This window comes from Variovorax sp. HJSM1_2, assembly GCF_049316285.1.
Lineage (GTDB): Bacteria > Pseudomonadota > Gammaproteobacteria > Burkholderiales > Burkholderiaceae_C > Rhodoferax_B.
In genome coordinates this window covers 22,475-44,010 of record NZ_JBMOXA010000001.1, presented here as the reverse complement: position 1 = coordinate 44,010, position 21,536 = coordinate 22,475, and the positions used below count along the sequence as shown (strand labels likewise).

Genomic DNA, 21,536 nt, shown 5'->3' with positions numbered 1-21,536 from the left:
ACCTGGTTGAAAGTTGAAATCAGTCCGGCACCGTGATGGCGCCTGCGCTGAGCGTGATGCGGTCGGCGGCCACGGGCGTGGTCAACCAAGCGGGGACGTTGGTCGCGCTGATGGCTGGTGCACTGCCGGGAGTGCCGCCACGTGGCACGGTGCGCACCACCTGGCTGGCGGGCAAGGCCGCGCCCTGGGTCAGGTGTGCGTACATCGCGTCCAGCGCGCGGTTCAGGTACACGTGCAGCGGCACATAGCGGCTGTCATAACCCGGCAACACACTGGGCAGACCGATAAAGCTGTCAAAGTGCTGCGCGTTGGTGACCTCCAGATAACTCAGGCGGCTGCTGCTGCCCTCGACCAGGCGGTTGAGTGCGGTGTAGGGGCGCGAGGTGTGGTTGACCGGCAGCAAGGCATCCGACCGGCCATGCACAATGATGGCGGGTTTGCCCTGCAGGTTGCCACTGCGCCGCGTCTCGTTCACACCGGCCTGCAGTTTCAGTGCCACCGCGTCGCTGCCACCGACCAAGCCACGCAAACACAAGGCGCCAGCGGTGTTCCAATCCGGCACACCCGATGGGTTGAGCGACAGGAAGTCGCGCGTCGCAGCGCCCAGCGCGTTGTTGTTGATGAGTTGCACGCCCACGGCCGGTGGCACACCGTTGCCCGTGGCGAACATGCTGGCCAACGCAGCCGGCGCCAAGGTGGTCACCGCGCCAGTGCCGGTGGCGGCGGCAAAGCTGTAGCCGCAGAGGTTGTCTTTGACACTGCTGCGCGCCAGCGCATTCGCAAAGGTCACGGTCACCGCAGGTGCCACTTCAAACGCAATCAGCGACGGATGCAGCACACTCGACTCGGGCTCCCAGCCGTAGTCACGCAGCTTCTGCAAAGCCTCTTCGGCCTGGGCTGCAGTGCCGGTACTGCTGAGCAGCCCAGCGGTGCGCAAGGCGGCACAACGATTGGGCGCCACCGGAAAAGCCAGCGCCGCAAAACCGGCGGCATAACTGGCCGCATACGGCGCACCGGTCAACGAAGCCGCCAACGCCGCGCACGGCTGGTAGACGTTGGCAAAGCTGGTGTAGTCCATCAGCGTTTTGCCCACCACCGGCAGCAGGCTGCTGCCGCGTGTCACGGTCACGCCGGGGTTGGCCGGCAGCTCGACTGCGGGCTCGGATACCACCACGGCGCGGATCAAACCTTTGCTGTCCTGCTCGGCGGCGGCAATCGCGGCACCACCACCGTTGGAGATGCTGGAGGCGATGACGATGGTGTTGTCGGAGTCCAGCGTCTTGAGCTTTTGCCCGGTCTTGTCATCCACCTGGCCAAACTGTTCGTTCAGCACGTAGTAGGCAAATTCCACGGCTTTGAGTGTGCTGTTGCCCCAGTCCTTTTCGGGGTTCTGCCCGGAGTGTGCGTGTTTGAAGGCAAAGCGATTCGGCGTGGCGGCATTGAAGGCGCTGAGCTCGCTGGCCGTGAGGTTGGCGTTGAACGCGGCACTCTTGCCAGCCGCTGCAGCACTGGTGCGTGTGCCGTCGATCAAGGGCACGCTGTCGTTCTGCAGGTCGTGCGGCGCGGCACCCGTGCCCTTGTCGGTGTAGGCCACGGCACAGCCGCGTTTCAAGCCCCATTCGCCAGTAGAAATGCCGCCGTAGACGCCGCGCGAACCCGAGGCCGTGGCGGTGATGATGCAGGCCTTGCCCTTGTCGAAACTGGCCGGCACCTGCACCATCAGCGTGACGTTCTGGCGCCCTGTGCCGTCGTCGGCAAAGGCCAGGTATTCGGTGCCAGCGATGCGGCCCTCTCCTTCCGTCACCTTGCCCGCCACATCCACGTTCGGCCCGTACAGCGTGCCGTAGCCACCGGCAGCCGTCATGTCGAGCAAGGCGCGGTAGTTGTTGTAGATGGCGGCGCGGCGCAACTCTGCAGCGGTGGGCGCCAACGCATTGGCATAGGTCGGCGCCACGGCCGAGCCCAAGCCGGTCTTGCCCAAGCCTGCGGTCAACAGGTCGTCGCTGGCGCCGTCATAACTCTTGGCCGACACTGCCCCCAGATACGTCGGTTTGGCGTTGATGCGGCTGGCATTCAAGCCACTGCCGCCGCCGCCACCACAGGCGGTCAGCACCGCGCCCGCCAACACCGCAGGCCACAGATTCACAGGTTTCGTCATGGTCTTGTCTCCTAGGTCATCGTTATCTACTCAACACGGGAACAACACAGATCAAGCAAAAAACCTATCGTGCGGCACTCGCACGTAACCGCCCCACCACACCGGTGGGGAAGTAATAAACGGACAACACGAACAACACGCCCAGCCACAACAGCCAACGGTCGGGCGACAGCAGCGCGCTGAGCAGAGGTATGGCGCTGGTGGCCTCCTGGGCCAGGCGCAACAGGTCTTGAAGATAGCTTTGCGCGACCAGAAACAGCACCGCGCCAATGGCCGCGCCATAAACCGTGCCCATGCCGCCTATCACCACGATGAGCAATACGTCCATCATGATTTCAAACGACAGCGAGGTGTCGGGCCCGTTGTAGCGCAGCCAAAGCGCCAGCATCGCACCAGCGCAGCAGGCGAACATGGCCGACAACACACTCGACGTGGTGCGGTACACCACCACGCGGTAACCAATGGCCTCGGCCCTGAACTCGTTTTCGCGTATGGCTTGCAGCACACGGCCAAACGGCGAGTTGACAATGCGCAGCAGCGCCAGCAGCAACACCACGGCCACGACGAACAGCAGGTAGTAACAAAGCAGGCGTCCATCAAGCGACACGCCCAGAAACGGCTCGTCGGCAAATTCAAAGCTAGGCGACAACCATTGCGGAACCTTGAAGCTCAAACCGTCCTCACCCCCGGTGAGCTCGGACAGCTGCGAGGCCAGTGTCTGGAAGGCTGCCGCCACCGCCAAGGTGATCATGGCGAAGAAGATGGCACGCACGCGCAACGAGAACAGGCCAATCACCAGCGACAACAGCAGCGACACCGCCAGGGCCCCCAGCAGCCCTGCCAGCAGCGCGCTCCAGGTGGGGCCCATGCGTGTGGTGGCGATGGCGATACCGTAGGCGCCAATGCCAAAAAACATGGTGTGCGCAAAACTCACAATGCCGGTGTAGCCCAGCAGCAAATCAAAGCTCGCGACCAGCACCACAAACACCAGCACCTTGGCGGCAACGGACAGCGCTTTCACGCCAGGAAACAGAAACGGCGCCAGCGCCAAGCCCAGGAATACGGCGACCAACAGCACGGCCAGCAGCTTGCTGCGCGGCATATCGTTTGAAAGGATTCGGTTCAGCATGGCGTCAACGGTTGGTCACGGGATACACACCTTGTGGCCGCCACAGCAGCACGGCCACCATCAGTGCGATATTGGAGAAAAGCGCCAGCTTCGGAACCAGGAAGCCGGTGTAGTTGGCCATCAGGCCCACCAGCAGCGCCCCTATCAGTGCCCCACCCGTGGAGCCCAGCCCGCCAATGATGATGACGATGAAGATCAACACGTTGACCTGCGCCCCCATCTGCGGCACCACGTTTTGTTGGTACAGGCCCCACATCACACCGCCCAAACCGGCGAGGGCACTGCCCGCCACAAACACGCCGACAAACAGGCGCGAGATGCGGTAGCCCAGCGACTCGACCATTTCACGGTCTTGCACACCGGCGCGTATCAACAAACCCAGCTTGGTGCGTGTGAGTGTCCAGGCCAGCACGGCGAACACCAGCAGGCCCACGACCACCGCCACTAGGCGGTATTTCTCGATGGCGGCGTCCCCCATCAACAATGCACCACGCAGGCCTTGCGGCAATGGCAGCGGGATTTGCTGCGGCCCCCAGATCACCTTGATCAACTCTTCACCAATGATCATGCCGCCCATGGTGATGAGAATCTGCTTCAGGTGCTGGCCATATACCGGCCGCACGATGAAGCGCTCAAACGCCAGCCCCAGCGCACCCGCGACGGCCATGGCCACCAGCATGGCGGGCAATACCGCGAGCAGGTTCTTCCAAAGGTTGTCGGAGCCGGTCCAGTCACCCATGGTGCCGAGCACGCTGGTGGCCACAAACGCGCCCAGGGCGATGAACACACCATGGCCGAAATTCAGCACGTCCATCAGGCCGAACACCAGCGTCAGGCCCGAGGCAATGATGAAGATGATCATGCCCATGGCCAGGCCCGCCATGGTGAGCGTGAGCCAGGTGGCGCCCGAGCCTATGAAGGGCAACACCAGCAGCGCGAGTGCGGGCACCAGGGCCAGCGGCTTCCAGTCGAAGTCGGGGGCGATGCGGCTTTTTCGGGAAGCTGTGGCTATCGGGGTCAAAACTTTGCTCTCACTCATAAGGCCAATCCCAGCAAGGAACGTTGCAGCGCTTCGTCTTCGGCCAGTGCGGCCATGCGTCCGGCATGCACCACGCGGCCGTTGTCCATCACCGCCACATGGTCGCCCAGGCGTTTGGCGAAGTTGATGTTTTGCTCGACCAGCAGGATCGTCGTGCCGCCCGCCATGAGCTGGCGAAACGCATCGATCATGTTGTCGATGATGGCCGGGGCCAGGCCCTTGCTCGGCTCGTCGACGATGAGCAATTCGCGTGGTTCCACAATCGCACGCGCCACCGCCACCATTTGTTTCTGCCCGCCCGAAAGTTTGCCGGCGGGGTTGTTCCAGAATTTCTCCACCGCCGGGAACAGCTTGAAGATCCACTCCAGCCGCGTCGCATCCATCTGCGCCGCGTTGCGTGCGCCACGCGCGGCGAGCAGCAGGTTTTCTTTGACCGTGAGGTCAGAAAAAATGCCCATGTTCTCGGGCACGTAGGCGATATTCAAACTCGCGATATCGGGTGTATTCAGCTTGGTGATGTCTCGGCCCGCAAACTGGATGCTGCCCTGCGAGGCATGCCACAGGCCCATCACCGTGCGCAGCGTGGTGGTCTTGCCCGCGCCGTTGCGCCCAAGCAGCATGGTGAGCTGGCCCTTGGGCACGGCGAGGTCCACGCCGTGCAGGATGTGGTAGGCGCCGATGTGGGTGTGCACGCCTTTGAGTTCAAGCAAGTTTGGCGTGCTCATGCGGGTTCCTTGTCCTTGGCCACACCAAGATAGGCCTCTTGCACCACGGGCGAGGCGATCACCTCGGCGGGTGCGCCATCGGCCACCAGCGTGCCGTTGGTCAGCACGATGATGCGGTCGGCCAGTTCACGCACCACGTCCATCTTGTGCTCCACCAACAGGATGATCTTGCTTTTGTCTTTTTTCAACTCGCGGATCAGGTTCAGGATCACCGGCGCCTCGTCATGGCTCATGCCGGCCGTGGGCTCGTCAAACATGTAGACCTGCGGCTCCAGTGCCATCAGCAAGGCCACTTCGAGCTTGCGCTGATCGCCATGCGGCAGGCTGGCCACGGGCATGTGTTGCCGGTCCACCATGGCCACGGTTTGCAGCAAAGCCTGGGCACGTTCGGTCAACGCGCGGTGGTCGCTCCAGATGCTCCACAGGTTCAGGCCCCGGCGGTGCTTGCCCTCTTGCGTGGCCTGCACGGCCAGGCGCACGTTCTCCAACACACTGAGGTTAGGGAACAAATTGGTGAGCTGAAACGCACGACCCAGGCCGGCGTGGGTACGCGCCGATACGGGCAGGTTCGTCAAGTCTTTGCCGCCCAGCGTCACACGGCCAGCACTGGCGCGTAACTGCCCCGAAATCAGGTTGAAGTAAGTGGTTTTGCCCGCACCATTGGGCCCCACGATGGCCGTGAGGGTGCCGGGCTCAAAGCGGCACGACACCGCGTTGACGGCCACGTGGCCACCAAATCGGATCGTGAGTTCTTGGGTTTCTAGCATCGGGCCTCGAATAAAGAAAAGCGAGGGGCCGTACATGGCCCCATCGGCAAACGAGCCAATTTGGGGCGCCCGCGGAACCGGCTTTGCCGGGCCGCTGGGTGCGCCCCCTTTGGGGGGTATGCGCGCACACGCAGTGAGCGCGAAACGGGGGAGCGCTTTAGCGCGTATTCCGAATCGGAACGGTCATCTCTTCAGGCTTGATCTCGCGCACCAGCTCTGGCACGCCCCAGGCAAACGCCGGGTCCACCTTGATCTTGAAGTGGTACATGCTCTGCATGGCCTGGTGGTCTTCCTTGCGGAAGGTCATCTTGCCCTTGGGTGTGTCGAAGCTCATGCCCTCCATGGCGCTGATGAGTTTGTTGGTGCCGGTCTCGCCGTTGGTCTTTTTCAGCGCGGTCACCAAGGCCATGGCGGCAGAGAAACCACCGGCGGTGAAGAAGTCCGGCGGCGTTTTGAACTCTTTGTAGTGCGCCGCCACCATGGCTTCGTTCACCGGGTTCTTGGGAATACCGAAGTAGTAATACGTGGCGCCTTCCATGCCGGGGAAGTTTTTGTAGCTGGCCATGGCCGGCAGGATGTTGCCGCCGGTGGCGATCTCTATGCCGTAGCGCTTCAGGTCCTGGTCGGCAATTTTGAATGGGTTGCCGGCGCCGGCCCAGATGATGAAGATCACCTTTTTGCCCGGCACGTCCTTGAGCTTTTCAATCAGCCGCTGGCCACCAGCGGTGAAGTCTGTGGTGTTGGCGGGCAGGTATTCCTCGTGCACGATCTTGGCTTGCTTGACCGCGTCTTTGAACGCCTTCACGCCATCGCGGCCAAAGGCGTAGTCTTGCGCCAGCGTGGCAATGGTGACGCCGGGTTTGTCCAGCGCCACGGCATTGCTGATGGCGTCCTGGCTGCTGTTGCGGCCAGTGCGGAAGATGTATTTGTTCCACTTGTCGCCGGTGATGGCGTCGGCCACGGCGGGCTCCACCAGCAGGATCTTTTTGTATTCTTCGGCCACCGGCAACATGGCCAGGGCCACGCCCGACGACGACGGTCCGACCGCGATATCGGCCTTGTCGTCCGAGTAAGCTGCGGCCAGCAGGCTCTTGCCGAGATCGGGCTTGCCTTGGTCGTCCTTCTCTATCACCACCAGCTTCTTGCCGTTGACCGTCATGCTGCCGCCGGTGGCGTATTGCAGGCCCATGATCAAGCCCACCTGGGTCTGCTTGCCATAGGCTTCGAGTGGGCCGGTCTTGCTGTAGACGTGGGCAATCTTGATTTCGCCAGATTGCGCCAGGGCGGAACCGGCGGGTATCAAGAGGCCCGCCGTGGTCAGCAAGGCAGCGGTAGCGGCGATGGCGGCGTGCGCCGGCAAGCGCAGGGCGAAGCAACGACGTTGCATGTTTTGTCTCCTTACTTATAGTGATGGTTGATTTATGCACAGTCCATGCCAGGTGAACTGGCACGGTTTTCTAACACAAACGCACAGTACGCCCATAATTTGTCTAAATTTAAGACAAATTATTTGACTAAATTTCATACACAAGTCTGTTGTGCAAACAGGGTTTACAACTAGGTCAGCTGCATCAGCCCTGTCACAGAATGGGCTAGCGTTTGCTTGCAACTGCTGCATAACGATACGTCTTACCTACAAATTCATACGTAGCCTGAGCCAACATCGTGATTGCGAGAAGCGGCATCCGGCCCAGCGTGTCCCCTGGTGATTCAAACACTCAAGGAAAATCCGTATGCAAACATCCAAGTTCCGCACTTTGACCTCCATAGCCGCGGTGGCCGTTCTGAGCATCGCATTCACCGGCTGCACAACCACCGGCAGCACCGACAAGGCCAATAGCATGTCGTCGCGCTCGGCGATTGATGCCAACGTCCAAGCCACACTTTCCAAGTTCTACGCCTCGGTGACCGGCTCGCGCGAAATGGCCAGCAAGGCCGCTGGTGTGCTGGTCTTCCCTTCGGTGGTGGGCGCCAGCTTTGTGGTCGGTGCTGACTACGGCAAGGGCTCCATGCTCATAGACGGCAAGACCGACAGCTACTACAGCACGTCTAGCGGCTCCATCGGCTTCCAGGCCGGCGCACAATCCAAGGCCGTGATCTATCTGTTCAACACCCAGGAAGCCCTGGCCAGCTTCCGCAACAGCAAGGGCTGGACCGCAGGCGTTGATGCCACGGTAGCGGTCGCCACCGTGGGCGCCAATGGTTCGGTGGACACACAATCCATGCGCCAACCCGTGGTGAGCTTTGTGATGACCAACGGCGGCCTTGAAGCGGGTGTGTCAGTGTCCGGCTCGAAGATCACCAAACTCGAGATCAACTGAACACGTACCAGTCAGTATTCGCCAAGGGGCTACGGGCATCCGTAGCCTTTTTTTTGTTTGCGCCTCAGCCCATGCGGTCGTAGAGCGTTGCACGTGAAATGCCGAGCAGGCGCGCGGCCGCCAGCTTGTTGCCGCTGGTCGAGGCCATGGCCGCCGCAATCGCCCGCTGCTCCAATTCGGCGATCTGCTGCGATAGCGGTCGGAGCAATTTGACGGTCTCGCCATCTGCGGCAGCCGGTTCGGCGCTCTTGAGGGCGTCGATTTTCTCCAGGCCGGTTTCCCCCAGCACCCGCTTGACCTCGTTGGCGTCGATACGCGCGGAATCGCTGCGCATGGACAACTGCTCCAGCACGTTGCGCAGCTCGCGGATGTTGCCACGCCAGTGCTGCGCTCCGAGCAGGGCCAGCGCATCGGGCATCAACTCGGGCGGGGTTTCGCCGCTGCGTTGCGCCACGTCTTCACCCAGCGCTTCGACCAGCGCGGCAATGTCGCTGCGGCGCTCGCGCAGCGGCGGCACACGCAGCGGCAACACGTTCAGGCGGTAATAAAGGTCTTCGCGAAAGCGCCCTTCGCGTACCAGCGCAGACAGGTCGCGCGAAGTGGCCGCTATCACACGCGCATCAAAGCCCACCAGTTTGTTGGAACCCAGCGGCTCGATCTCGCCTTCTTGCAGTGCGCGCAGCAATTTGGCCTGCAGGCTCAGCGGCATATCGCCGATTTCATCGAGAAACAAAGTGCCGCCGTCGGCCAGCTTGAACTTGCCGTCGCGCCCACGCCGGTCGGCGCCGGTGTAGGCGCCTGGCGCCACGCCAAAGAACTCGGCCTCCAGCAAAGTGTCGGGAACGGCAGCGATGTTGATGCTCACAAAAGGCCCAGCCGCGCGCGCCGAGGCCGCATGGATGGCGTGCGCCAGCAACTCCTTGCCGGTGCCGGTCTCGCCCAGCAGCAACACCGGGCTGGACAAACGTGCGGCGCGCCGCGCATGCCGCTTCACGTCGACCGCGGCCGGGCTGCTGCCGATAAAGCTGGCAAAGCTGTACTTCGCGCGGCGCTGGCCGTCCGGCGAGGTTTGCAGCAGCGCATGGGCACGCTGCGCGGCAAGTTCGCGACGCGCGTCATCCAGATCGCGCTGCAACATGGCGAACTTGCTGATCAGTGGCTTGAGTGTGGTTTCCGGGTGGTCGAACAAAACGATGCCAATCGCACCAATCACCTCGCCCAATCCCCCATTGGCCGTGGCCGCCTGTTCGGCATGCAGCGGAATACGGCTGACCACAAAGGTGCCAGCACGGTTGGTCAAAAGGTCGACCAGGATGGGCTGGCCGGTTTCCAGCACCTCGCGCATTTGTGTGTTCGGAATCACATCCTCGACCATGCGGCCGACAAACTCGTCGGCCGACGCCACACCCAAGGCGGGCAGAAAGCGTTTGTAGCCCTCGTTCACCCACACGATGCGCCCACTGCGGTCCACCAGGAACATGCCTTGGCTGATGCTGGAAAACAGATGGAACATCGACCGCGCGGCATAGGCCAGTATGCCTTCGGGGTCTAGCGGCAAAACGGAGGCAGATGGGGTCAGGGGCATCAAAACCTTTTGTTGGAACAGGAATCAACGCAGCTGAGTTTAGAGGCTGGAGACGCTACAAGCGGTTTTTGCCTACACACCACAATCCCTTGGCTGGGGCTTTGGAAACACATGAAAAAAATGATTCCAGCGCATATTCAGCATACGTAATAAGCTATCATTTTTGCACATGATCCTGATACTTGGCGAACAGACTGCGGGACTTGGTGTTTTCCCTGGGTAATCGTCAGGCACACCCCGCCGGCTACATCGTTGGGCCGACACCCGTTTTGTGCCGCGCACTCGTAGACTATGCGTGTTGCCCCTGCCGTCTGCTGCCGCAGGGCATCCTCCAAAAACACCGCCCCTCATATTCGCTATACCGGAGAAGCCACCTTGAGCCCCTCTTCTAACGCACGGCTTCCGACCTACTTCATCTCGCATGGCGGCGGCCCCTGGCCCTGGATGAAAGAAGAAATGGGAAACCGCTATGACCAGCTGGAGGCCGCGCTGGCGGACATGCCGCGTCAAATCGGCCGCAAGCCCCGCGCCATTCTGATGGTGTCGGCCCATTGGGAAGCCCCGGCCTTCACGGTGCAGACCCATCCCCAGCCGCCCATGCTTTATGACTATGGCGGCTTTCCGCCGCACACCTACCAGGTGCACTACAGCGCCCCGGGAGCACCGCAAGTGGCGCTGCGGGTCCAGCAGCTGATAGAAGCCGCCGGCCTGCCTGCGGCCGCCGATGCCGAGCGCGGCTTCGACCACGGCGCCTTCTCACCGATGGCGGCCATCTACCCCCATGCAGACGTGCCCATGGTTCAGCTTTCACTGCGCCGCGGCCTGGATCCCGCCGAGCACATCGCGCTGGGCCGTGCGCTGGCACCACTACGCGACGAAGATGTGCTCATCATTGGCAGCGGCCTGAGCTACCACAACCTGCGCAACTTCGGCCCGCAGGCGCATGGTGTGTCGAAAATGTTTGACGACTGGCTGGACGACACGGTGGTGAGCGGCACGGCAGCAGAGCGCGCGCGCAAACTCTGCGACTGGGCCGCTGCGCCGGCCGCACGTGTGGCACATCCACGCGAGGAGCATTTGATCCCGCTGATGGTTGCCGTGGGTGCCGCGGAGACCGAAGCGGGTACACGCGTCTACCACGAGCAGGCATTCATGGGCGGCCTGGTGGTATCGAGTTACCGCTTCGGTGCTGCCGCCCACGACTGAATCGGCCGACCGGCCCGGCTGACAGGGCTTTGCGCCAAGCTGCGAAAATCAATGCGCAGGGCCTCATCTGGTCCCGGCAAAAATCCGACGTTTCCGCTCATCCCGCTTGCGCGAGCAGCTATGGTTTTCAAAATATTCTTGGGACCGGTGCTTGGCGCAGGTGGCCAGTTTCTTCCGTGCAATGCCCATCCAACTTGAACCCGCCGACCAAGCCGACGTGGTGCGCCTCGTCGAAGCCCTTGATGCACACCAAAAACCACTCTACCCGCCAGAGTGCCACTACGGCATTCCGATCGCAGCGCTGGTGCAGCCCAACGTGCTGTTTGCCGTGGCGCGCGACGATGCCGGTCAGGCTGTGGCCTGTGGCGCCATCGTCCTGGGTGAAGACTTTGGTGAACTCAAACGCATGTTTGTCCAGCCTGCACACCGCGGCCAGGGCCTGGCACAAGGCATTCTGGAATTTCTGCAAGCCCAGGCCCTGGCCAGAGGCTGCAGCCAGGTGATGCTGGAAACCGGCATACGCCAACCCGAAGCCATAGGTTTGTATGAACGCTCGGGTTTTGTACGGCGCGGCCCGTTCGGCGACTACCCGGATGATCCGCTGAGTGTCTTCATGGCCAAAAACATAGCCTGAGCCAAGTTATCCCGCCTGCCTTACGATACCGCTCCAGCAGAAAGCGCCCTCATGAAACAGTACCTCGACCTCGTCCAGAACATCTTCGACAACGGCAGTTGGCAAGAAAACCGCACCGGCGTGCGCACACTCAGCTTGCCCGGCGCGATGATGCGTTTTGATCTGCAACAAGGTTTCCCCGCCGTCACCACCAAAAAACTGGCCTTCAAGTCGGCCGTGGGTGAAATGGTGGGCTTTCTGCGGGCCTCACGTAATGCTGCCGAGTTCCGTGCGCTGGGCTGCAAGGTATGGGACCAGAACGCCAACGAGAACCAGCAATGGCTGGCCAACCCCTACCGCCTGGGCGCCGACGATCTGGGCCCGGTCTACGGCGTGCAGTGGCGCGACTGGCCGGCCTACAAAGTGCTGCAGGCGGATGCCACGGCGCAGATCCAGGACGCTCTGGCACGCGGCTACCAGTTGATCTCATCCTTTGAAGACCCGAACGGTGCTGGCGCCCAAGTGCTGCTGTACAAGGCCATAGACCAATTGCGCCAATGTCTGGACACCATCATCCAGGACCCTGGCAGCCGACGCATCATCTTCCACGGCTGGAACTGGGCGCAACTGGAAGAAATGGCCTTGCCGCCATGCCATTTGCTGTACCAGTTCCTGGTCAACAAGGCCAAGGGCGAAATCTCCTTGTGCCTGTATATCCGCAGCAACGACGTGGGCCTGGGCACACCCTTCAACCTGACCGAAGGTGGCGCGCTGTTACACCTGGTGGCGCGCCTCACGGGCTACAAGCCGCGCTGGTTCACCTACTTCATTGGTGACGCCCACATTTACGAAAACCACGTCGACATGTTGCAGGAGCAGTTGAAGCGCGAGCCCTTTGCCGCGCCACAACTGGTGCTGAACTCGCGTATTCCAAGCTACGCCGAAACCGGTGTCTACGCCCCAGAATGGCTGGAGAAAGTGGAGCCCAGTGACTTCGCGCTGGAAGGCTACCAACACCATGCACCGCTGACGGCGCCGATGGCGGTTTGAGCGCCGGGCGACCTATTTAGAACGCTCCACGCGCTTCACACACTTCACGCGCCTCAAGGCCACGCGGTGGCCAAGGCCGCAAAGTTGGCGCTCTGCACCCGCACCACACAAAACCGGTGGCCCGTGGGGGCCTGCATCACCCACCAGGTTTTGACGGGCTTCACGCGCGTCGCGCCCAGCGCCTCCAGCCGCAACACTTCCGCCGCCACATCGTCGGTTTCAATGTCCAGGTGCACGCGGCTCGGGTGGTCCACAGCTTGCACCTCGATGTTCAAACCGTGCTGGCCGTCGTTCAGCGCGGCGTAAGCGCCCTCGGGCGGGTTGGCCCGCATCCCCAAGGCGGCACTCCAAAACGCCGCAGCGCCAGCCACATCGCCGGTTTCGCAGTCGATGATGAAACCGGCCAATTTGCTCCTGTGCATAGGCATCTCCTCTCAAGCAACAGCGCCCTTTTACCCCTGAAGCAAGCGCCACCAGCAAAAATTTCAAAGCTCATCTACAATATTAGCAAGCTTGCTATCTAATATCAAAGGCATGAAATGGTCACTAAACGCCAAACGGGCGCACAACGTACACGCCGGGAGTCGGTGATGATGACACTGGGTGTGTCCCTGCCCGTGCTGGAGCGCAGCTACCGCGCCATTGCCAACCAGGCGGTGGCGCATATGGGGCTGTCGCAAGCACTGGCTTGGCCGCTGGTGATGATTGGCCGCCAGGGCGACGGTCTGCGCCAGGGTGTGCTGGCCGACCTGCTGAACATAGAGGGGCCGTCGTTGGCGCGCTCGGTTGACCAACTGCAGCAAATGGGCTTCATAGACCGCCGCGAAGACCCGGCCGACCGACGCGCCAAAACCCTGCACCTCACCGCTTCTGGCGCCCAGGCTGCCGCGCAGATTGAATCGGCCCTGACCGACATGCGCACGCTGCTCTACCAGGGCATTGCCGACGAAGATCTGGAGACCTGTTTGCGTGTGTTCACGCAACTGCGTGAGCGCCTGGGTTGTGCGCCCAGCAGCTTGGCGCCCATGGATGCCGTGGGCAGCCGCAAGGATGGCGCAGCATGAAGCTGGCGGCCATGCACTTCGCGCTGCCGCGCTTCAGCCGCGCCGAAGCCATCTTCTCCATCAAGGCCTTTGCCGCTGCGATGCTGGCCATGTATGCGGCCAGCCGCATGGGCCAGCCGCGGCCGTTCTGGGCGCTGATGACCACCTATGTGGTGGCCAGCCCCCTGGCCGGAGCGGTGCGCTCCAAAGCCCTGTTTCGTTTCATGGGCACCCTGCTCGGCTGTGTCGCCGCCGTGATGCTGGTGCCAGCCATGTCGAATGCGCCCGAACTGCTCACGCTGGCCCTCGCGCTGTGGCTGGGCGTGTGTCTCTACTTCTCGCTGCAGGACCGCACGCCACGTTCCTATGTGTTCATGCTGGCGGGCTACACCGCCGCACTCGTGGGCTTTCCGGCGGTGGACAACCCGCTGCAAATGTTCGACACCGGCATTGCGCGCGTGGAAGAGATAGGCCTGGGCATTCTGGCGGCGACCGTCGTGCACAGCCTGGTGCTGCCCGTCAGTGTGGGCCCATCGGTGCTCGGCCTGCTTGACCGCAGCCTGGGCGACGCACGCAAATGGCTGCTCGATCTGGTGCAACCCACCACGGCCAGCGCCAACGCCGGCACCCTCAGCGCCGACCGGCGCCGCGTCGCCGCCGACATCACACAGCTGCGCCTGCTGTCCACGCACATTCCGTTCGACACCACCCACTTCCGCTGGACCGTAGGCGCGGTGCGTGGCGTGCAGGACCGCATTGCCGCGCTCACCCCCGCACTCTCGGCGGTGGAAGACCGCTTGGCCGCCTTGCAACAGGCCGAAGGCGCATTGGCACCCGATGTGGCGGCCGTGCTTGGCCAGGTCGCCCAGTGGCTGCAGACGCTTGACGCCACCGGCCCGCAGGCCGCTCAAGACGTGGCCGCCCTGCGCGAGGCGATTCGACGCGCCGGTGCTGCCCAAGGTCTGGCCTTGTCCCCCTGGTCGCGTGCACTGCGCCTGGCCTTGGCCGAACGGCTGGAAGAGTTGGTCTCCGGCTGGCAAAGCAGCCTGGCCCTGCGCAGCGAGGTCGACGCCGGCCTGAGCGGCCGGCTGCAACCGTCCAGCCGCATGGAAACACTGGGCAAAGAAGCCATGCACCGCGACCGCGGCATGGCCGTGCTGTCGGCCCTGGCGGCCGTGTTGTCGGTGTGTGTGTGCAGCGCTTTCTGGATCTTGACCGGCTGGCCCATGGGCTCTGCCGCCGTGATGATGGCAGCGGTGTTCTGCAGCTTTTTTGCGTCGATGGACGACCCCGTGCCCGCCATCCACGGCTTCTTGAAATACACGCTGTGGTCGATTCCGCTGAGTGCCGTCTACGTGCTGGTGCTGCTGCCGCTGGTACACGACTTCGGCATGCTGGTGGCGGTCTGCGCCCCGACCTTTCTGCTGCTCGGTTGTTACGTGGCGCGCCCCAGCACCGCCGGCAAAGCCATGCCCATCCTGTTTGGCGTGGCCACCGCGCTGGCCATGCACGACACCGCCACCGCCGACCTGGTGACTTTCACCAATTCGATGATAGGCCAGGTACTGGGCATTGTGGTGGCCTCACGCATCACCAGTCTGATGCGCTCTGTGGGTGTGGACTGGAGCGCACGCCGCATCCAGCGCGCCACCTGGCGCGAGCTGGCCGAAATGGCCGCCGCACCGGGCCTGCCACCACAGGCCGAAACCTATGCCGCGCGCATGCTGGACCGCACCGCCCTGCTGGCCCCGCGTATTGCCGCCGCCGGTGGTGTGGTCAGCGGTGTTTCGGCCGATGCGCTGCAAGACCTGCGCGTGGGCGCCGACATCGTGGCACTGCAGCACACACGCAGCTTCTTCGGCCCGGATGCCGGCCACGCGTTGATGCAAGAGCTGGCGCAACTTTTCCGCCGCCGCAGCGCCAGCCAAACCGTGGACAACCCGCCCGCCTTGCTGGCGCGCATCGACGCCTCGCTGACCCGCGCGCTCGCGGCACCGGCCAATATTTCAACCGCGCAACGCGCCGCCATCAGTGCGCTGGTGGGCATGCGCCGCAATCTTTTTCCCGAAGCCGCCGCGCTGCAAGGCAAGGCCACGGCGACCATCCAAGGAGCCAACTGATGATTGGTGAAACGAATTTTTTTGGCATGTACCTGCCCTGGATCATGCTGCTCGCCGCCGGTGCGTTACCCGCCATGTGGCTGCTGCGCCGCCTGTTGGCCGCCACCGGCTTTTACCGCTGGGTCTGGCACCCGTCTTTGTTCGACATGGCGCTGTACCTGCTGGTGCTGTATGGCCTGTCGCAAGCCACCGTTTTTTTGAAGTGAGTTTGAAATGAAATCCGCTACCTCTACCGTTTTGAAGCAACGCCTGCAAAAAGTGGTGCCCGTGCTCATCACCTCCGGCGTCGCCGTGGCCGCCGTGTGGGCCGGCCTGCGCCTGTGGGACCACTACGAGTTGGCCCCCTGGACACGTGACGGCCGCGTGCGCGCCAACATCGTGCAGATCGCCCCCGACGTCACCGGCCTGGTGACCGCCGTACCGGTGCACGACAACCAGCAAGTGGCCGCCGGTACCCTGTTGTTCGAGGTGGACCGCGCACGCTACAGCCTGGCCGTGCGCCAAGCCCAGGCCGGCCTGGCCGCACAACGCACGGTGCTGGCGCAGGCGCAGCGTGAAGCCAGCCGCAACACGGACCTGGGCTCGCTGATATCGCAGGAAGCGCGTGAGCAAACCCAGTCACGGGTAGAGCAGGCCCGCGCCGCCGTGGCCCAGGCCAGCGTGGCACTGGACAGTGCGCAACTCAACCTGGCGCGTGCCCAGGTGCGCGCGCCCACCGCCGGGCAGATCACCAACCTCGAATTGCGCGAAGGCAGCTACGCCAGCGCGGGCCACGCGGCCCTGGCACTGGTCGACGAGAACTCGCTCTACGTGGAAGGCTACTTTGAAGAAACCAAGCTCGCACGCATCCACCTCGGCGACCGCGTGCGCGTGAGCACCATGGGCAACAACGTCGTTCTGCAAGGCACCGTGGAAAGCTTTGCCGCCGGCATTGCCGACCGCGACCGCTCCACCAGCGCCAACCTGCTGCCCAACGTCAACCCCACGTTCAACTGGGTGCGCCTGGCGCAGCGTGTGCCAATCCGCGTGAAGCTCGACCCGCTGCCCGAAGGCACACGTCTGGTGGCCGGCCAAACGGTCACCGTCCAAGTGCTGGAGCACGACCGTGCGGCCAACACCGTGCCGGTGCAGGCGCCACTGGCGATGGAAGCCAACCGAGGCCAGAAGGTTTAAGCCATCATGCAAGCCCTGATATCCAATATGGCACGGCCACTGTCGGCCGTCGCCCTGGCTGCCTTGCTGGCCGCGTGCGCCGGCAGCCCCATAGGCCCGAGCTACCAAATGCCTGCTGACGCCGTGGCCGCCCAACCCGCCGCCAGCCTGCCGTTCGCCGGCGCCGCCAGCGCCCCCTCCTCGGCCGATGCCGCCGCCGCCCGTCCCTACACCCCGGCACCGCTGCCGACCCACTGGTGGCGCCTGTACAACGACGCCACACTCGACAGCCTGGTGAGCCAGGCCCTGGCCCACAACACCGACCTGCGCCAAGCGGCCGCCAACCTGGAGCGTGTGCAGGCCATGGAAAGCGAAGTCGCCGGTGCGCAAAAGCCGGCCATCAACGTCAACGGTGGTCCGTCGTTTGGCCATGCCTCGGGCTTGTCCGTGCTGAAACCCGGCTACGAGCCGCCAGATGCTTTCCACTACAGCGTGGCGGGTTCGGTGTCCTACCAGATCGACCTGTTCGGCCAGTTGCAACGCGCCAGTGAAGCCGCACACAACAGCACACTCGCCAGCGCCGCGGCGCTGGATTTGGCGCGTGTCAGCGTGGCCGCCAGCACGGCCCGTGCCTACGCCGAAATCTGCTCGGCCGGCCACAGGCTGCAAAGTGCGCACCAGTCGGTGCAATTGCAGCAACGTGCGGTGGAAGTCACCGAGCGCCTGCAACAGGCTGGGCGCACCGGCACCCTGGACCTGCCACGTGCACGCAGCCAGTTGCAGCAGTTGCAGGCCGCCGTGCCGCCGCTGCAGGCGCAGCGCCAAAGCGCCTTGATTCGCCTGGCCACGTTGACCGGCAGTCCACCACAGGCCTTCAGCAGCGAAGCCGTCAACTGCACCACACCGCCGCAGGTGGCCGGCGCCATTCCGGTAGGTGATGGCGCCGCGCTGCTGCGCCGCCGCCCGGACCTTCGCCAGGCCGAACGTGAAGCCGCGGCCGCCACCGCGCGCATAGGTGTGGCCATGGCCGACCGTTACCCCAAGGTCACGCTGGGCCTGTCGGCCTCGTCGGCCGGGCTGGCCAGCGGTTTTGCCCAGCGCGACACCCTGGCCTGGAGCCTGGGCCCGTTGATCTCCTGGACCATTCCCAACACCGGTGTGGTCGATGCACGCATTGCGCAAAACGAGGCCAGCACACGCATGGCCCTCGCCAAGTTCGACGGCACGGTGCTGGCCGCGCTGCGCGAAACAGAAACCGCACTCTCCAGCTACGCCCACGAACTCGACCGCAAAGCCGCGCTGCAAGCCTCGCGTGACGAAGCCAGGATCGTCGCCGAACAAGCGCGCCGCCTGTACGCTGGCGGCAAGGTGGGTTACCTGGAATCATTGGATGCCGAGCGCTCCCTGGCCAGCAGCGAAGCCGCCTTGGCGACCAGCGAAGCGCAGCTTGCCGACGACCAGGTGCAACTGTTCCTGGCCCTCGGCGGTGGCTGGGAACCGACCTAACTGGGGCGCTCTGCACAACTCTTCGCGGTGCCTGCCGCACGGAATCGGGCGATCTGCGGCGTTGCGCTTTTTGCCAATAGCAAAGGCTATTGGCTGCAAGCCGCGCCTTGCATCTCATCCCGATCCGCGCGGCCTGCCCCGCGTTGAGTGATGCAAAGCACCCCATAAAATCCCCCGCATGCAACTCCACCTGATCTACGCCCGCGCTGCCAATGGCGTCATTGGCCGGCAAAACCAGCTGCCCTGGCACTTGCCCGAAGACCTGGCGCACTTCAAACGCACCACGCTGGGTTGCCCGGTGATCATGGGGCGCAAAACCTGGGATTCGCTGCCGCCCAGGTTCCGCCCACTGCCGGGCCGCGCCAACATCGTGGTCACGCGCCAGGCCGATTGGGTGTCACCCGGGGCCCAGGCGGCCTCGTCCATTGCAGCGGCTTGTGCCCTGTGCCCGGCCGACGCAGATGCCTGGGTGATTGGCGGCGCCGAGATCTACGCCCAGGCGCTGCCGCTGGCACAGTCGGTGGTGGTGACCGAGATCGAGGCCGAATTCGAGGGTGACGCCTTTGCGCCCACGCTGGGCGAGGCCTGGCAGGCCGTGGCAAGCGAAGCCCACGTCTCGAGCACGGGTTTGGCTTTTAAATTCGTCACCTACAAACGCAAACAAACGTAAATCGGCGGCCGCTTTTACTCTCCTTTTGAGAGCGTCTTGCGCTGAACCAGTCAGCGTCACAGGCCAGTTTCTTTCAATTTTTTGTTTTGCTGCCGGCACGGTCACAGGTCAGCTTGCGGCAATTCAACAAAATAAGAACCATTCTCATCTAAGATGCGTCCATCTCCACTCTGATGGACGCAAGCATGACGGCCTCTCCGGAAAACTTTGATGAGCTGCTCGGCGAGTACATCGCCCTGAGCCGCCAGTACGCGCGGGTGCAAGAGCGCTGCAGCCAGACCGTGGCAGCCTTGCGCGCCGATGTGGCCAAACTGCAAGCCGAGCAAATGCGGCTGCGCGCCGCCGTGATCCAGCGCGACACGGCACTCGCCCTGGCGCGTGAAGACCAGGCCGCGTTACACGCCAAGCTGCCCGGCCTGCCTAAACGCGTGGTATTGGCCCAGCGCGTGGAGCTGCTGAAGCAACGTGTGCAAAGCCTGATGCGCGAACGCCTGCACTGGCAGTGGCATGGCGCCAGAACGACAACCCCCCAGGCAGCGCAGGCGCTGACACCGCGCGAGCTGCAAAACAAGTCGGTGCTCTGCCTGGGCGACACACAACACGCTGTGGCGGCACGCCAAGTGGTCGAATCGGCGGGCGGCCAGGTGCTCTCTTACGCCACGGCCGACACCGAAAACCTAGCCGTGCTCGAAGCCAGCCTGATAGCCGCCGATCTGGTGATCTGCCAAACCGGCTGCCTGAGCCATGGTGCCTACTGGCGCGTGCAAGACCACTGCAAACGCACCGGCAAAACCTGCGTGATGGTCGACCAGCCACAAGTCGTACACGTGGTGCGCGGCCACGAGGCGACGCTTCTGGCCGATGTTTGACAAAACACATACAGCGGATTAATATTACGACCATCATAAAAAAGATGAAAGTGAGACGCTGATGAACACCTCCGCCGACATCCCCATGAGCCGCAAGGAACAAACCCACGAGCGCATTCTTGAAGTGGCCGCGCGTGCCATTCGCCGCTCGGGTTACCACGGTGTGGGTGTGGCGGACATCATGAAGCAAGCTGGCCTGACACACGGCGGCTTCTACGCACACTTCCCCTCACGTGATGCCTTGCTGGCCGAAGCCGTGGAATACGCCGGCCGTGCCAGTGCCACCAACATCGCCCAGGGCACGGCGCTGCGCCGCGCCAAAGGGGTGGACCCGTTCCGGGCGCTGGTCGAGTCCTATCTTTCCGAACAACATCTGAACGCAACCGAGTGTGGCTGCCCGATTGCCGCGCTCGCATCGGAAATTCCGCGCCAGGCAGAAAACGTGCGCACCGCGTCGACCCAACGTGTGCAAAGCCTGGTGGAACTGGTGCAGCAAGTCTTGCCCGCGGGTGCCGCGCCAGACAGTGCACCGGCCGTGGCCAGCACCCTGGTGGGGGCCGTGCAGTTGGCCCGTGCGCTGGGTGCCAACGCCCAGGGCCGTGCCGTGCTGGAAGCCAGCCGCAATATGCTGCTAAACACCTTTGGCCGGCCACAAGCCACGGCCAGCGACTGAAAACCGGCGCTGCCGCAGACATGGGCAGCGCTTATTTTTCCCTTTAAATATGATGATCATCATATATATTGAAATCAGCAAACATTCCGCTTAACCTGCCTCACCTCAACGAAAGAGCCATCATGAAAATCGAAAATGCCGTCATCCTGATCACTGGCGCGAACCGCGGCCTGGGCCTGGCGTTTGCGCAAGAAGCGCTCAAGCGCGGCGCGCGCAAGGTCTATGCTGGTGCGCGCAAGCCGGCCAGCGTCAGCCTCGCCGGTGTGCAAGCCCTCCAACTCGACGTGACCTCACCCGAGCAACTGGCCGCAGCGGCTGAGGTGGCCAGCGATGTCACCATCGTCATCAACAACGCCGGCATCGCCGACTTTGGCGGCTTTCTGCCCGAAGGCAGCGCAGCCTCAGTGCGCCGCCACATGGAAACCAATGTGATAGGCCCCATTCAGGTGGCCCAGGCCTTTGCGCCCGTGTTGGCCAGGAACGGCGGTGGCGCGATGTTGAACGTGCTCTCCATCGCCAGCTGGATCAACCGCCCGCTGCTCGGCGTCTATGGCGCCAGCAAGTCGGCCGCCTGGGCCGTGACCAACGGCCTGCGCCACGAACTGCGCGAACAAAAGACGCTGGTCACGGGCCTGCACATGGGCTTTGTTGATACCGACCTGACCACGGGTGTAGACGCGCCCAAACTGACACCCGAAGAAGTGGTGATCCAGGCCTTTGATGCACTCGAAGCCGGTGCCGAAGAAGTGCTGGGCGACGAGCTGACACGCGGCGTCAAGGCCAGCCTGTCGAGTGCCACACCCGCCTACCTGGCGGTCTAAGGCGGCATAAAGCGGCATTGCCGAACAAGGGCAAAAAAAGGGGCGGCACCACACGGTGCCGCCCCTTTTTATCAAACCAGCCGCTAGGC

21 protein-coding genes are annotated in these 21,536 nt (G+C 63.3%); 13 read left to right on the top strand and 8 right to left on the bottom strand.

Annotation, left to right across the window (positions count from 1 at the left end):
• Window positions 1-19: 19 nt before the first annotated feature.
• The 6 genes from ACFQ95_RS00195 to ACFQ95_RS00170 all read right to left on the bottom strand — a co-directional run bounded on the left by ACFQ95_RS00195 (window position 20) and on the right by ACFQ95_RS00170 (window position 7,205).
• Window positions 20-2,158: a D-(-)-3-hydroxybutyrate oligomer hydrolase gene (locus ACFQ95_RS00195; RefSeq protein ID WP_422828770.1), complete on the bottom strand. Its 2,139-nt coding sequence runs from the start codon at window positions 2,156-2,158 to the stop codon at window positions 20-22.
• Between the two features lie 64 nt (window positions 2,159-2,222).
• Window positions 2,223-3,287 carry a branched-chain amino acid ABC transporter permease gene (locus ACFQ95_RS00190; protein WP_422828769.1) on the bottom strand — a complete coding sequence of 355 codons (1,065 nt, stop codon included), beginning with the start codon at window positions 3,285-3,287 and terminating at the stop codon, window positions 2,223-2,225.
• Window positions 3,288-3,291: 4 nt separating this feature from the next.
• On the bottom strand, window positions 3,292-4,326 hold the full coding sequence (locus ACFQ95_RS00185; protein WP_422828768.1) for a branched-chain amino acid ABC transporter permease: 1,035 nt from the start codon (window positions 4,324-4,326) through the stop codon (window positions 3,292-3,294).
• Entirely contained in the window at window positions 4,323-5,051 is a 729-nt protein-coding gene (locus tag ACFQ95_RS00180; protein ID WP_422828767.1) for an ABC transporter ATP-binding protein, read from the bottom strand. Before ACFQ95_RS00180 ends, ACFQ95_RS00185 begins: the two co-directional genes overlap by 4 nt.
• A complete protein-coding gene (locus ACFQ95_RS00175; RefSeq protein WP_422828766.1) occupies window positions 5,048-5,818 on the bottom strand; it encodes an ABC transporter ATP-binding protein in 771 nt (256 codons plus the stop codon). Before ACFQ95_RS00175 ends, ACFQ95_RS00180 begins: the two co-directional genes overlap by 4 nt.
• A 157-nt stretch (window positions 5,819-5,975) precedes the next feature.
• A complete protein-coding gene (locus tag ACFQ95_RS00170) occupies window positions 5,976-7,205 on the bottom strand; it encodes a substrate-binding domain-containing protein (protein WP_422828765.1) in 1,230 nt (409 codons plus the stop codon).
• Between the two features lie 346 nt (window positions 7,206-7,551).
• Between ACFQ95_RS00170 and ACFQ95_RS00165 the strand changes: the two genes are divergently transcribed.
• Window positions 7,552-8,139: a BPSL1445 family SYLF domain-containing lipoprotein gene (locus tag ACFQ95_RS00165; RefSeq protein WP_422828764.1), complete on the top strand. Its 588-nt coding sequence runs from the start codon at window positions 7,552-7,554 to the stop codon at window positions 8,137-8,139.
• Between the two features lie 64 nt (window positions 8,140-8,203).
• On the opposite strand, the gene ACFQ95_RS00160 is transcribed toward ACFQ95_RS00165, so the two are convergent.
• On the bottom strand, window positions 8,204-9,724 hold the full coding sequence (locus tag ACFQ95_RS00160) for a sigma-54 interaction domain-containing protein (protein ID WP_422828763.1): 1,521 nt from the start codon (window positions 9,722-9,724) through the stop codon (window positions 8,204-8,206).
• Between the two features lie 444 nt (window positions 9,725-10,168).
• Between ACFQ95_RS00160 and ACFQ95_RS00155 the strand changes: the two genes are divergently transcribed.
• The 3 genes from ACFQ95_RS00155 to ACFQ95_RS00145 all read left to right on the top strand — a co-directional run bounded on the left by ACFQ95_RS00155 (window position 10,169) and on the right by ACFQ95_RS00145 (window position 12,593).
• Window positions 10,169-10,930 (top strand): DODA-type extradiol aromatic ring-opening family dioxygenase, encoded by a 762-nt coding sequence (locus ACFQ95_RS00155; RefSeq protein ID WP_422829214.1) that lies wholly within the window; start codon window positions 10,169-10,171, stop codon window positions 10,928-10,930.
• 181 nt (window positions 10,931-11,111) lie between these two features.
• On the top strand, window positions 11,112-11,564 hold the full coding sequence (locus tag ACFQ95_RS00150; protein ID WP_422828762.1) for a GNAT family N-acetyltransferase: 453 nt from the start codon (window positions 11,112-11,114) through the stop codon (window positions 11,562-11,564).
• A gap of 51 nt (window positions 11,565-11,615) precedes the next feature.
• A complete protein-coding gene (locus ACFQ95_RS00145; protein WP_422828761.1) occupies window positions 11,616-12,593 on the top strand; it encodes a thymidylate synthase in 978 nt (325 codons plus the stop codon).
• 53 nt (window positions 12,594-12,646) lie between these two features.
• Here the strand turns inward: ACFQ95_RS00145 and ACFQ95_RS00140 are convergent, their stop codons facing one another.
• Window positions 12,647-13,015: a VOC family protein gene (locus ACFQ95_RS00140; RefSeq protein WP_422828760.1), complete on the bottom strand. Its 369-nt coding sequence runs from the start codon at window positions 13,013-13,015 to the stop codon at window positions 12,647-12,649.
• A gap of 117 nt (window positions 13,016-13,132) precedes the next feature.
• On the opposite strand from ACFQ95_RS00140, the gene ACFQ95_RS00135 reads away from it, so the two are divergent.
• The 9 genes from ACFQ95_RS00135 to ACFQ95_RS00095 all read left to right on the top strand — a co-directional run bounded on the left by ACFQ95_RS00135 (window position 13,133) and on the right by ACFQ95_RS00095 (window position 21,447).
• Window positions 13,133-13,657 (top strand): MarR family winged helix-turn-helix transcriptional regulator, encoded by a 525-nt coding sequence (locus ACFQ95_RS00135; protein ID WP_422828759.1) that lies wholly within the window; start codon window positions 13,133-13,135, stop codon window positions 13,655-13,657.
• The gene (locus tag ACFQ95_RS00130; RefSeq protein ID WP_422828758.1) at window positions 13,654-15,756 is read left to right on the top strand and encodes an FUSC family protein; all 2,103 of its coding nucleotides are present in this window, start codon (window positions 13,654-13,656) and stop codon (window positions 15,754-15,756) included. Before ACFQ95_RS00135 ends, ACFQ95_RS00130 begins: the two co-directional genes overlap by 4 nt.
• Window positions 15,756-15,962 carry a DUF1656 domain-containing protein gene (locus ACFQ95_RS00125; RefSeq protein WP_422828757.1) on the top strand — a complete coding sequence of 69 codons (207 nt, stop codon included), beginning with the start codon at window positions 15,756-15,758 and terminating at the stop codon, window positions 15,960-15,962. The genes ACFQ95_RS00130 and ACFQ95_RS00125 overlap by 1 nt, the downstream gene beginning before the upstream one ends.
• A gap of 7 nt (window positions 15,963-15,969) precedes the next feature.
• Complete coding sequence (locus tag ACFQ95_RS00120) at window positions 15,970-16,929, top strand: efflux RND transporter periplasmic adaptor subunit (protein ID WP_422828756.1); 960 nt, start codon at window positions 15,970-15,972, stop codon at window positions 16,927-16,929.
• 6 nt (window positions 16,930-16,935) lie between these two features.
• On the top strand, window positions 16,936-18,414 hold the full coding sequence (locus ACFQ95_RS00115; RefSeq protein ID WP_422828755.1) for a TolC family protein: 1,479 nt from the start codon (window positions 16,936-16,938) through the stop codon (window positions 18,412-18,414).
• Between the two features lie 178 nt (window positions 18,415-18,592).
• Window positions 18,593-19,084, top strand: coding sequence for a dihydrofolate reductase (locus tag ACFQ95_RS00110; RefSeq protein WP_422828754.1), 492 nt, complete (start codon window positions 18,593-18,595; stop codon window positions 19,082-19,084).
• Window positions 19,085-19,269: 185 nt separating this feature from the next.
• Entirely contained in the window at window positions 19,270-19,953 is a 684-nt protein-coding gene (locus ACFQ95_RS00105; RefSeq protein ID WP_422828753.1) for a DUF2325 domain-containing protein, read from the top strand.
• A 61-nt stretch (window positions 19,954-20,014) separates the two neighbouring features.
• Complete coding sequence (locus ACFQ95_RS00100; protein ID WP_422828752.1) at window positions 20,015-20,626, top strand: TetR/AcrR family transcriptional regulator; 612 nt, start codon at window positions 20,015-20,017, stop codon at window positions 20,624-20,626.
• Window positions 20,627-20,748: 122 nt separating this feature from the next.
• A complete protein-coding gene (locus ACFQ95_RS00095) occupies window positions 20,749-21,447 on the top strand; it encodes an SDR family oxidoreductase (RefSeq protein ID WP_422828751.1) in 699 nt (232 codons plus the stop codon).
• Window positions 21,448-21,536 lie beyond the last annotated feature (89 nt).

Excerpts from the sequence above, each read along its gene's own strand:
- ACFQ95_RS00195 (WP_422828770.1), bottom strand. The coding sequence starts at position 2,158 with ATGACGAAACCTGTGAATCTGTGGCCTGCGGTGTTGGCGGGCGCGGTG.
- ACFQ95_RS00190 (WP_422828769.1), bottom strand. The coding sequence starts at position 3,287 with ATGCTGAACCGAATCCTTTCAAACGATATGCCGCGCAGCAAGCTGCTG.
- ACFQ95_RS00185 (WP_422828768.1), bottom strand. The coding sequence starts at position 4,326 with ATGAGTGAGAGCAAAGTTTTGACCCCGATAGCCACAGCTTCCCGAAAA.
- ACFQ95_RS00180 (WP_422828767.1), bottom strand. The coding sequence starts at position 5,051 with ATGAGCACGCCAAACTTGCTTGAACTCAAAGGCGTGCACACCCACATC.
- ACFQ95_RS00175 (WP_422828766.1), bottom strand. The coding sequence starts at position 5,818 with ATGCTAGAAACCCAAGAACTCACGATCCGATTTGGTGGCCACGTGGCC.
- ACFQ95_RS00170 (WP_422828765.1), bottom strand. The coding sequence starts at position 7,205 with ATGCAACGTCGTTGCTTCGCCCTGCGCTTGCCGGCGCACGCCGCCATC.
- ACFQ95_RS00165 (WP_422828764.1), top strand. The coding sequence starts at position 7,552 with ATGCAAACATCCAAGTTCCGCACTTTGACCTCCATAGCCGCGGTGGCC.
- ACFQ95_RS00160 (WP_422828763.1), bottom strand. The coding sequence starts at position 9,724 with ATGCCCCTGACCCCATCTGCCTCCGTTTTGCCGCTAGACCCCGAAGGC.
- ACFQ95_RS00155 (WP_422829214.1), top strand. The coding sequence starts at position 10,169 with ATGAAAGAAGAAATGGGAAACCGCTATGACCAGCTGGAGGCCGCGCTG.
- ACFQ95_RS00150 (WP_422828762.1), top strand. The coding sequence starts at position 11,112 with ATGCCCATCCAACTTGAACCCGCCGACCAAGCCGACGTGGTGCGCCTC.
- ACFQ95_RS00145 (WP_422828761.1), top strand. The coding sequence starts at position 11,616 with ATGAAACAGTACCTCGACCTCGTCCAGAACATCTTCGACAACGGCAGT.
- ACFQ95_RS00140 (WP_422828760.1), bottom strand. The coding sequence starts at position 13,015 with ATGCACAGGAGCAAATTGGCCGGTTTCATCATCGACTGCGAAACCGGC.
- ACFQ95_RS00135 (WP_422828759.1), top strand. The coding sequence starts at position 13,133 with ATGGTCACTAAACGCCAAACGGGCGCACAACGTACACGCCGGGAGTCG.
- ACFQ95_RS00130 (WP_422828758.1), top strand. The coding sequence starts at position 13,654 with ATGAAGCTGGCGGCCATGCACTTCGCGCTGCCGCGCTTCAGCCGCGCC.
- ACFQ95_RS00125 (WP_422828757.1), top strand. The coding sequence starts at position 15,756 with ATGATTGGTGAAACGAATTTTTTTGGCATGTACCTGCCCTGGATCATG.
- ACFQ95_RS00120 (WP_422828756.1), top strand. The coding sequence starts at position 15,970 with ATGAAATCCGCTACCTCTACCGTTTTGAAGCAACGCCTGCAAAAAGTG.
- ACFQ95_RS00115 (WP_422828755.1), top strand. The coding sequence starts at position 16,936 with ATGCAAGCCCTGATATCCAATATGGCACGGCCACTGTCGGCCGTCGCC.
- ACFQ95_RS00110 (WP_422828754.1), top strand. The coding sequence starts at position 18,593 with ATGCAACTCCACCTGATCTACGCCCGCGCTGCCAATGGCGTCATTGGC.
- ACFQ95_RS00105 (WP_422828753.1), top strand. The coding sequence starts at position 19,270 with ATGACGGCCTCTCCGGAAAACTTTGATGAGCTGCTCGGCGAGTACATC.
- ACFQ95_RS00100 (WP_422828752.1), top strand. The coding sequence starts at position 20,015 with ATGAACACCTCCGCCGACATCCCCATGAGCCGCAAGGAACAAACCCAC.
- ACFQ95_RS00095 (WP_422828751.1), top strand. The coding sequence starts at position 20,749 with ATGAAAATCGAAAATGCCGTCATCCTGATCACTGGCGCGAACCGCGGC.